Below are 10,285 nucleotides of genomic sequence, written 5' to 3'. Positions count from 1 at the left end.
GGTCCCGCGGGACGGCGGCTCCCCCCCCGTATCCGTCAGATCGTGCCCAGCTTGATCAGCGACAGCAGCGCGATCAGCTGGATCGCCGACGCGCCCAGCGCCTTCGGCCACGGCAGGTCGTGCGACCTGCTCACCATCACCGTGAACAGCGCGCCCGCCGCGATCCAGGTGACCCAGCCGAGGATCTGCACCAGGGAGTTCTCGCCGCCCAGGAAGAGCGCGAAGACCAGGCGCGGTGCGTCCGTGACCGACATGATCAGCATCGAGAGGCCGACCGTCGGCTGCCAGGCGCCGTCGCCGCCCAGCTGGCGGGCCAGGGTGTGGGTGACCGCGCCGAGGATCAGACCGCCGATCACGAAGGCCACGGCCGTCGTCAGGACGTACGGGATGGCCGTCGAGAGGGTGGCGTTGATCGCCTCCTCGCGGGCGCCGTCGAAGCCGAAGATGGCGAGCAGACCGTAGAGGAACGTCACGACCAGCGCGGTGCCCCAGACCGGGTAGTCGCGCATCTGCCAGAACGTCGCGTTCGGGCGCAGCACGATCCCGCTCAGCAACTGCTTCCAGTGCAGGCGCGGGCCGGACGGGGCGGGCGCCGCGCCCGCGTGGTACGTCGCGCCGTCGCCGTAGCCGCTCTCGTCCACGCTGAACTGCTGCGTGTGACCCGGGTTGTTGGCGTACGGGTCCTGGGCGCCGCCGGCGCCGTGCTGCTGGTTGTACGGGTCGCCGAAGTACTCGGGCTCGCCGTGTCCGCCCTGCTGACCGCCGTGTCCGCCCGGTCCGGGGTAGCCGTAACCGCCCTGTTGGGGGCCGGGGTGTCCGGCGCCCGCCGGGGGCCACTGCTGCGGAGGACCCGGCTGTCTGCCGTACGGGGGTGCCGGCTGCCCGCCTCCGTACTGCGGAGGGGGCGCCGCCTGCCGTCCGTACGGCTGCTGCTGCGGGTCCTGCTGACGTGTGCGGTTGTCCCGGCCGCGTCCGATCCTGAATCCAGCCACGTCACCGAACGTACCCGCTTCGGGCGGGCCCGGGGCTGGAGGAGCTGGAACAGGCCAGCCTTTGCGGCCGAGCTGTGACATCCCCTAAGGGGACCCTGGGGGGCTTGCCGCAGGGCGGAGGCGGCGCCGTGGCCCGTCCGCCTACTTGAGGAAGATCGACGTGCTGAAGGTGAGCACCGGGCGCACCGCCGCCTTGCCGCCCTTCCCGCCCTTCTCCGACGGGTACAGCGCGATCAGATCCTTCTCCTCGCCCTGGTGCGTGCGCGTCACGGTGAAGTCCGCCGACTCCAGGAGGTCGGTCGTGGGCTCGCCGTCCGCGCCCGGCAGCCTCGGCGCGGGCGGGAGCGCGACCGCCTTGAAGGTGTACGTGCCGCCCGCCTCGTCCGGTCCCTGCGGGCCGCCCAGCAGCAGCTTGCCCTTGGCGGCCTTGCCGGGCTCGTGGGTGCGGGTGGCGTGCACGAGGTCGTCGTAGCCGTCGGCGTCCGTGTCCGCCTTGCCCGTGGGGGCGTAGAGGACGGGGCCGCCGCCGGGGATCGGCGCCGTGGCGGCCTTGGGGGCGCCCGCGCGGCTGAACGGGCCGCGCAGGTAGCTGACCTGGCCCGCGCTCGCGGAGACGGCGAGGTCCGGCTTGCCGTCGCCGTCGAAGTCGCCGCAGACCGGGTGGTCGGGCCAGTCGTCGCCGTAACGCGCCTTGGCGGGGATCTTCAGGACGACCGCCTTGCCCGTGATGCCGTCCGGGCCGCCGAAGAGAAGCTGGAGGGGCACGGGCGGGCGGCCGAGGCCGTCGTACGGCGGGTCCGTGCTCACGACCAGGTCGGCGAAGCCGTCTCCGTCGAGGTCGCAGCCGGCCGCCGCGTCGAAGGCGGCCGGGAGGACGCCGTCGGTGGCCGCGCCGTTGGCGGCGGGGCTCAGCGTCTGGCGTACGGCGGGGTCGACGCCGCGCGGTGAGTCGGAGCCGTACACGATGCCGATGCCCGCGTCGTCGCCCTGGACCGCGTCGGGGGCCTTGACCAGGTCGTTCAGTACGAGGTCGCGGAGGCCGTCGCCGTTGAAGTCGGCCGGGACCTTGCTGCCGTCGCCGCGGGGGACGGGGCGCTTCGGTACGGAGGCGTGGCCGGCGAGGGGCGCGGTGTCGCCGTTCTTGGCCTCGCGGCCGGCCTCGCCGCCGGACTCTCCGTCCGAGCCGCTGCAGCCGGTCAGCAGCAGGGCCAGCGCCGTACAGAGGCCGGCGGCGGTCATCACCGCTGTCGTCGCGCCGGTGCCACTGGTACGTATCCGCACGGCCTCATCCACCTACTTCTGTCTGATCTGTCTGATCTGTCTGTCTGGTTATTTCTGTCCGGTCACCTGACATCGCTGCCACATGATGCTCCAGTTCGCGCGTTGCGGTAAGGAAACGGACCGATCGCGATCACAGGCCGATCGTCCCAAGCAAGCCAAAAGGCCGGACCCGCCCCCGAGGCAGGTCCGGCCCTCCTTCTTAAGAAGGCGTTACGTCACGAGGCGTTACGTCGCCGGCTCCGGTTCCGGCTCGGCCGCCGACTCCGGGGAGTCCTCCGGGTCCGCAGGCGTCCGCACCGAGTCGAGCAGCAACTGCGCCACGTCCACGACCTGGAGCGACTCCTTCGCCTGGCCGTCGTTCTTCTTGCCGTTGATCGAGTCGGTCAGCATCACGAGGCAGAACGGGCACGCCGTCGACACGATGTCCGGATTCAGCGAAAGCGCCTCGTCCACCCGCTCGTTGTTGATGCGCTTGCCGATCCGCTCCTCCATCCACATCCGCGCGCCGCCCGCGCCGCAGCAGAAGCCGCGCTCCTTGTGGCGGTGCATCTCCTCGTTACGGAGGCCGGGCACCTTCGCGATGATCTCGCGCGGCGGTGTGTAGACCTTGTTGTGCCGGCCCAGGTAACAGGGGTCGTGGTAGGTGATCAGACCCTCGACCGGGGTCACCGGGACCAGCCTCTCCTCGTCGACGAGGTGCTGCAGCAACTGGGTGTGGTGGATGACCTCGTACTCGCCGCCGAGCTGCGGGTACTCGTTGGCGATGGTGTTGAAGCAGTGCGGGCAGGTCGCGACGATCTTCTTCGAGGACTTCGGCCTGCGCGTCGACTCGTCCTCGTCGTCCTCGCCGTACGCCATGTTCAGCATCGCGACGTTCTCCTGGCCGAGCTGCTGGAACAGCGGCTCGTTGCCCAGGCGGCGGGCCGAGTCGCCCGTGCACTTCTCGTCGCCGCCCATGATCGCGAACTTCACGCCCGCGATGTGCAGCAGTTCGGCGAATGCCTTCGTGGTCTTCTTGGCGCGGTCTTCGAGCGCGCCCGCGCAGCCGACCCAGTACAGGTAGTCGACCTCGGAGAGGTCCTCGACGTCCTGGCCGACGACCGGCACCTCGAAGTCGACCTCCTTCGTCCACTCCAGGCGCTGCTTCTTCTGCAGCCCCCAGGGGTTGCCCTTCTTCTCCAGGTTCTTGAGCATCGTCCCGGCCTCGGAGGGGAACGAGCTCTCGATCATCACCTGGTAGCGGCGCATGTCGACGATGTGGTCGATGTGCTCGATGTCGACCGGGCACTGCTCGACGCACGCGCCGCACGTGGTGCAGGACCACAGCACGTCCGGGTCGATGACGCCGTTCTCCTCCAGCGTCCCGATCAGCGGGCGCTCGGCCTCGGCGAGGGCGGCCGCGGGCACGTCCTTCAACGCCTCCGCCGACGCCTTCTCCTCGCCCTCCATGGTCTTGCCGCCGCCGGCCAGCAGATACGGCGCCTTGGCGTGCGCGTGGTCGCGCAGCGACATGATCAGGAGCTTCGGCGAGAGCGGCTTGCCGGTGTTCCAGGCGGGGCACTGCGACTGGCAGCGGCCGCACTCGGTGCACGTGGAGAAGTCGAGGATGCCCTTCCAGGAGAACTGCTCGACCTGCGAGACGCCGAAGACGTCGTCGTCCCCCGGGTCCTCGAAGTCGATCTCCTTGCCGTCCGACACCATCGGCTTGAGCGCGCCCAGCGCCGTACCGCCGTCGGACTCGCGCTTGAACCAGATGTTCGGGAAGGCGAGGAAGCGGTGCCAGGCGACGCCCATGGTGGTGTTGAGGCCCAGGGTGATCGCCCAGATCATCGTCACGCCGAGCTTGATCATGGCGGTCAGATAGACCAGGTTCTGCAGTGTGCCGAGGCTGAGGTCCTTGAAGGCCAGGACCAGCGGATACGAGACCCAGTACGCCGCGTCGTAGCTCTCGACGTGGTGCAGGGCGCCTTCGAGGCCGCGCAGGATGAGGATCGCGAGGCCGATGGTGAGGATCACGTACTCGACGAAGTACGCCTGCCAGGCCGTGGAGCCGGCGAAGCGCGACTTGCGGCCGGCCCGCGAGGGCAGGTTGAGCAGCCGGATCGCCATCAGTACGAGGATGCCGACGGTCGTGGCCAGCGCGATGAACTCGATGTAGATCTCGTACGGCAGGAAGGTGCCGATCCCCGGGATGATCCAGTCGGCCTGGAACAGCTGACCGTACGCGTTGACGATGGTCAGCCCGAGCGTCAGGAAGCCGATGGCGACGAACCAGTGCGCGAAGCCGACGACGCCCCAGCGGTTCATCCGCGTATGGCCGAGGAACTCCTTGGCCAGGGTGATCGTGCGTGCTCGGGGGTCGTCGGTGCGGCTGCCGACGGGGACGGGCGAGCCGAGCTTCACGAACCGGTAGATCTCGGCGCCGGCTCGGGCGATGAGCGCGACACCGACCACGGTCAGCACCAGCGACACGATGATCGCGGCGAGTTGCATTGGGGGCTCCTCGGGCCTGCGAGGGTGGGAAGAACAGCACCACGGCGGTGGCGGTCGGCAGTGGCTGCCGACGTGGCTACTACCAAGGGTGCTACTAAGCGGTAACTTAATCGGTTTGTGCTGAGGGTACCCAGTTATCCCGCCGCACTGTAACCGCGCGGTCGGTGATCTGTGTCGCTGAGGTGACCCTGAGCGGGGATCCGTGGCGCGGCGGCGGTCGCGCCGTACGGGGCGGCCGCGGCGGCCGGTGTACGGAGGAGGATCGCCAGGTCGAGGCCGATCCAGTGGTGCTCCACATAGTGCTGATCGAGCAGCGCGGGCTCGTCCCACGGCCATGGGGAGCGGCGGCGCACCTGGGCGAGACCGGTGAGGCCCGGCCGTACGAACTGCCGCCAGGGCGCGGCCGTCCTGGGGTCGCCCGGTGCCAGCGGCGCGGGGCCGACGAGGGACATCTCGCCCCGTACGACGTGGGGCAGGCGTGACAGCAGGTCGAGCCGATGGCGGCGAGTGGTCAGCGAGTGGACGGTGAAGATACGGCCGTCCAGGCCGACGCGGCGCTCGTGGGTGAAGGCGCCGCCGGGGTGCCGCCTGGACAGGGTGAGGGCGGCGGCGACGGCGGCCAGCAAGGGCGCCGTCAGCATCAGCAGGAGGGCGCCGAGCGTCAGGTCGAGCAGGCGCTTGGGGTCCAGATCCAGGGCCGGACGCAGGACCCGATCCCGGACCCGAGCCAGGACCCGAGCCAGGACCGGGGTCGGGGTCGGGTCCGGGGTCGGGGTCGGATCCAGGTCCGGACGCGGGTTCGGAACCACAGGACCTCCCTGACCGTTGTAGGCGACATCGGGGCTTTTGCGTAACGCTTGCCGACCGATGGTGTCGTAGTGGGTGAGAGAAGTTCCGAAGGCGCGCGGACCTGCGGGAACCGCGCCGTTTCCCTGTCGTTCCCGGAAGTCGGGCCGCACGATAGTTGAGTCTGCTCGACTCAGCTCTGTTGACGCATGAGGATCAGTCGTGCATCCTTGAGTCTGTTCCACTCAAGTCAGCTGGAGGAATCGAAATGGCACGTGCGGTCGGCATCGACCTGGGCACGACTAACTCCGTCGTCAGCGTTCTCGAAGGCGGCGAGCCCACCGTCATCACCAACGCCGAAGGCGCCAGGACCACGCCGTCCGTCGTCGCCTTCGCCAAGAACGGCGAGGTGCTCGTCGGAGAGGTCGCCAAGCGCCAGGCAGTCACGAACGTCGACAGGACCATCCGGTCGGTCAAGCGCCACATGGGCACCGACTGGAAGATCAATCTCGACGGCAAGGACTTCAACCCGCAGCAGATGTCCGCGTTCGTCCTTCAGAAGCTGAAGCGCGACGCGGAGTCCTACCTCGGCGAGAAGGTCGTGGACGCGGTCATCACCGTCCCGGCGTACTTCAACGACTCCGAGCGCCAGGCCACGAAGGAGGCCGGCGAGATCGCGGGCCTCAACGTCCTGCGTATCGTCAACGAGCCGACGGCCGCCGCGCTGGCGTACGGGCTCGACAAGGACGACCAGACGATCCTCGTCTTCGACCTCGGCGGCGGCACCTTCGACGTGTCGCTCCTGGAGATCGGTGACGGCGTCGTCGAGGTGAAGGCCACCAACGGTGACAACCACCTCGGTGGTGACGACTGGGACCAGCGTGTCGTCGACTACCTGGTGAAGCAGTTCGCCAACGGTCACGGCGTGGACCTGGCCAAGGACAAGATGGCTCTCCAGCGTCTCCGCGAGGCCGCGGAGAAGGCGAAGATCGAGCTGTCGTCCTCCACCGAGACCACGATCAACCTGCCGTACATCACGGCGTCCGCCGAAGGCCCGCTGCACCTGGACGAGAAGCTCACGCGCTCGCAGTTCCAGCAGCTGACGGCCGACCTGCTGGAGCGCTGCAAGACTCCGTTCCACAACGTCATCAAGGACGCCGGTATCGCGCTGTCCGAGATCGACCACGTGGTCCTGGTCGGCGGCTCCACGCGTATGCCCGCCGTCGCCGAGATTGTCAAGGAGCTCACCGGCGGCCGTGACGCCAACAAGGGCGTCAACCCGGACGAGGTCGTGGCCATCGGTGCCGCGCTCCAGGCCGGTGTCCTCAAGGGCGAGGTCAAGGACGTCCTGCTGCTCGACGTCACCCCGCTGTCTCTTGGTATCGAGACCAAGGGCGGCATCATGACCAAGCTCATCGAGCGCAACACGACGATCCCGACGAAGCGCTCCGAGATCTTCACGACGGCCGAGGACAACCAGCCGTCGGTGCAGATCCAGGTCTACCAGGGCGAGCGCGAGATCGCGGCGTACAACAAGAAGCTCGGAATGTTCGAGCTGACCGGTCTGCCGCCCGCCCCGCGCGGTGTGCCGCAGATCGAGGTCGCCTTCGACATCGACGCCAACGGCATCATGCACGTGGCCGCGAAGGACCTCGGCACCGGCAAGGAGCAGAAGATGACCGTCACCGGTGGCTCCTCGCTGCCGAAGGACGAGGTCAACCGGATGCGCGAAGAGGCCGAGCAGTACGCGGACGAGGACCACCGTCGTCGCGAGGCCGCCGAGACCCGCAACCAGGCCGAACAGCTCGTCTACCAGACGGAGAAGTTCCTCAAGGACAACGAGGACAAGGTCCCCGGTGACGTGAAGGAAGAGGTCGAGACCTCCATCGGCGAGCTGAAGGAGAAGCTCAAGGGTGAGGACACGGCCGAGATCCGCACGGCGACGGAGAAGGTCGCGGCCGTCTCGCAGAAGCTCGGCCAGGCCATGTACGCCAACGCGCAGGCCGACGGCGCCGGCAACGACGCCCCGGGCACGGAGCAGGCCGGTCCCGCCGGCGGCACCGACGGCGCGGACGACGTCGTGGACGCCGAGATCGTCGACGACGAGAAGCCCAAGAAGGACGGTGCCGCGTGACGGAGGAGACTCCGGGCTTCGAAGAGGAGCCCGACGTCCCTTCAGGCGCCACCCCCGAAGACGCCGCGCCGAAGGCCGCCGAGCCGGACTCCGCCAAGGAGCCGGGCCCGGCGGCCCCCCCGGCGGGGGACGTACAGCAAGACGCAACACAGACCGCGCTGATCGCTCAGCTGGACCAGGTCCGTATGGCGCTCGGTGAGCGCACCGCAGATCTCCAGCGGCTTCAGGCCGAGTATCAGAACTACCGCCGCCGGGTCGAGCGGGACCGGGTCACGGTCAAGGAGATCGCTGTCGCGAACCTCCTGACCGAGCTGCTGCCCGTGCTCGACGACATCGGGCGCGCCCGGGAGCACGCCGAGCTGGTGGGCGGGTTCAAGTCGGTGGCGGAATCGCTGGAGACGGTGGCCGCGAAGATGGGCCTCCAGCAGTTCGGCAAGGAGGGCGAGCCCTTCGACCCGACGATCCACGAAGCCCTGATGCACAGCTACGCACCGGATGTCACCGAGGACACGTGCGTCGCGATCCTGCAGCCTGGGTACCGGTTCGGCGAGCGGACCATCAGGCCCGCTCGCGTCGCCGTGGCGGAGCCCCAGCCGGGGGCCCAGCCCGGGGAGAAGGCGTCGGGCGCCGACGAGCCGGACACGGACGAGGAGAGCGGTGGCCCGGACGAGGGCTGACGTGCGGACCGGCGGTTCGGGACGGGCCGACGGCGGTACGGATGGGCAGTACGCATGACAGGCAGTACGCATGCGGCACGCATGACGGGCAGTGAGGAGGGACGTCGGGAATGAGTACCAAGGACTTCGTGGAGAAGGACTACTACAAGGTTCTCGGCGTCCCCAAGGACGCCACCGAGGCCGAGATCAAGAAGGCGTACCGGAAACTCGCCCGCGAGTTCCACCCGGACGCCAACAAGGGTGACGCCAAGGCCGAGGAGCGCTTCAAGGAGATCTCCGAGGCCAACGACGTGCTCGGCGACCCCAAGCGGCGCAAGGAGTACGACGAGGCACGCTCGCTCTTCGGCAACGGGGGCGGCTTCCGGGCCGGTCCCGGCGCCGGCGGCAACGGCGGGTCCTTCAACTTCGACCTGGGCGACCTCTTCGGAGGCGGCCCCCAGGGCGGCGGAGGGACGCAGGGCGGCCAGGGCGGCGCCGGCGGCTTCGGCGGCGGACTCGGGGACGTGTTCGGCGGCCTCTTCAACAGAGGCGGTCCCGGCACCGGTACGCGCACGCAGCCGCGCCGCGGCCAGGACATCGAGTCCGAGGTGACGCTCAGCTTCACCGAGGCGGTCGACGGGGCCACGGTTCCGCTGCGGATGTCCAGCCAGGCGCCCTGCAAGGCGTGTTCGGGCACCGGCGACAAGAACGGCTCGCCGCGGGTCTGCCCGACCTGCGTCGGCACCGGACAGGTGTCGCGCGGCACGGGCGGCGGCTTCTCGCTGACCGACCCGTGCGTGGACTGCAAGGGCCGTGGGCTGATCGCCCAGGACCCGTGCGACGTCTGCAAGGGCAGCGGCCGTGCCCGGTCCTCGAAGACCATGCAGGTCCGTATCCCCGCCGGCGTCAGCGACGGCCAGCGGATCCGGCTGCGCGGCAAGGGAGCCCCGGGCGAGCGCGGCGGTCCGGCCGGCGATCTGTACGTGGTGGTCCACGTCGGCGCGCACCCGGTCTTCGGCCGCAAGGACGACAACCTCACCGTCACGGTGCCGGTCACCTTCGTGGAGGCGGCGCTCGGCGGCGAGGTCAAGGTCCCGACGCTGGGTGGCCCCCCGGTCACCCTGAAACTGCCCGCGGGCACGCCCAACGGCCGTACGATGCGCGCCCGGGGGAAGGGTGCCGTACGTAAGGACGGCAGCCGTGGCGACCTCTTGGTCACCGTCGAGGTGGTCGTCCCCAAGGATCTCGGCGCCGAGGCCCGTGACGCGCTGGAGAGTTACCGGAAGGCGACCGTGGGGGAGAACCCACGGGACGAGCTGTTCCAGGCAGCGAAGGGAGCGTGACTCCAATGGACGGGGTCGGGCGGCGTCGACCGCACTCATCGTTCAACCGAGCCTTTGAGCTGACCGAAGAGTCACCGGTGTACGTCATCTCGGTGGCGGCCCAGCTGTCGGGGCTGCACCCGCAGACGCTGCGCCAGTACGACCGGCTGGGCCTGGTCTCGCCGGACCGTACGGCGGGCCGCGGCAGGCGTTACTCGGCGCGCGACATCGAACTGCTCCGCCAGGTGCAGCAGTTGTCGCAGGACGAGGGCATCAACCTGGCCGGCATCAAGCGCATCATCGAGCTGGAGAACCAGGTCGCGGCGCTCCAGGCGCGCGTGGCCGAACTCGGTGCGGCGGTGGACGGCGCGGCGGCGGCGATGCGCCAGCGCGAGGCCCAGGTCCACGCGTCGTACCGGCGGGACCTGGTGCCGTATCAGGACGTGCAGCAGACGAGCGCGCTGGTGGTGTGGCGGCCGAAGCCGAAGCTGTCGTCGGACTAGTTGGACCCGTCGAACGAGTCAGACGAGTCGGACGAGTTGAACCAGTCGGACGAGGACGCGTCCGACCGCAGGACCTGACAGAGGAGGGCCTGTCGCCTCCCGGAGAGATCCGGGACTG

At 69.5% G+C, this 10,285-nt stretch carries 8 protein-coding genes; 4 read left to right on the top strand and 4 right to left on the bottom strand.

The window, feature by feature from the left end; translation table 11 throughout:
* Positions 1-35: 35 nt before the first annotated feature.
* The 4 genes from ACFUN8_RS35380 to ACFUN8_RS35365 all read right to left on the bottom strand — a co-directional run bounded on the left by ACFUN8_RS35380 (position 36) and on the right by ACFUN8_RS35365 (position 5,575).
* A complete protein-coding gene (locus ACFUN8_RS35380) occupies positions 36-992 on the bottom strand; it encodes a Yip1 family protein (RefSeq protein ID WP_383646995.1) in 957 nt (318 codons plus the stop codon).
* Positions 993-1,133: 141 nt separating this feature from the next.
* Positions 1,134-2,231 (bottom strand): FG-GAP repeat domain-containing protein, encoded by a 1,098-nt coding sequence (locus ACFUN8_RS35375; protein ID WP_383646997.1) that lies wholly within the window; start codon positions 2,229-2,231, stop codon positions 1,134-1,136.
* A 267-nt stretch (positions 2,232-2,498) separates the two neighbouring features.
* A complete protein-coding gene (locus ACFUN8_RS35370) occupies positions 2,499-4,766 on the bottom strand; it encodes a heterodisulfide reductase-related iron-sulfur binding cluster (protein ID WP_383646992.1) in 2,268 nt (755 codons plus the stop codon).
* A gap of 134 nt (positions 4,767-4,900) precedes the next feature.
* A complete protein-coding gene (locus ACFUN8_RS35365) occupies positions 4,901-5,575 on the bottom strand; it encodes a sugar transferase (protein WP_383646990.1) in 675 nt (224 codons plus the stop codon).
* 245 nt (positions 5,576-5,820) lie between these two features.
* Here ACFUN8_RS35365 and dnaK point away from each other — a divergent pair, with 245 nt between their 5' ends.
* The 4 genes from dnaK (at position 5,821) to ACFUN8_RS35345 (ending at position 10,167) form a co-directional block, all read left to right on the top strand.
* A complete protein-coding gene (gene dnaK, locus ACFUN8_RS35360) occupies positions 5,821-7,686 on the top strand; it encodes a molecular chaperone DnaK (protein WP_382564179.1) in 1,866 nt (621 codons plus the stop codon).
* Positions 7,683-8,363: a nucleotide exchange factor GrpE gene (gene grpE / locus ACFUN8_RS35355; protein WP_383646987.1), complete on the top strand. Its 681-nt coding sequence runs from the start codon at positions 7,683-7,685 to the stop codon at positions 8,361-8,363. The genes dnaK and grpE overlap by 4 nt, the downstream gene beginning before the upstream one ends.
* 110 nt (positions 8,364-8,473) lie before the next feature.
* Positions 8,474-9,685 carry a molecular chaperone DnaJ gene (gene dnaJ, locus ACFUN8_RS35350; protein WP_382564177.1) on the top strand — a complete coding sequence of 404 codons (1,212 nt, stop codon included), beginning with the start codon at positions 8,474-8,476 and terminating at the stop codon, positions 9,683-9,685.
* Positions 9,686-9,690: 5 nt separating this feature from the next.
* Positions 9,691-10,167 carry a heat shock protein transcriptional repressor HspR gene (locus ACFUN8_RS35345; RefSeq protein ID WP_356587483.1) on the top strand — a complete coding sequence of 159 codons (477 nt, stop codon included), beginning with the start codon at positions 9,691-9,693 and terminating at the stop codon, positions 10,165-10,167.
* The last annotated feature ends 118 nt before the right edge of the window (positions 10,168-10,285 follow it).

This window comes from Streptomyces sp. NPDC057307 (assembly GCF_042667665.1).
Lineage (GTDB): Bacteria > Actinomycetota > Actinomycetes > Streptomycetales > Streptomycetaceae > Streptomyces.
The sequence above is the reverse complement of the archived record's forward strand: the minus strand, read 5'-3'. Positions and strand labels throughout refer to the sequence as shown.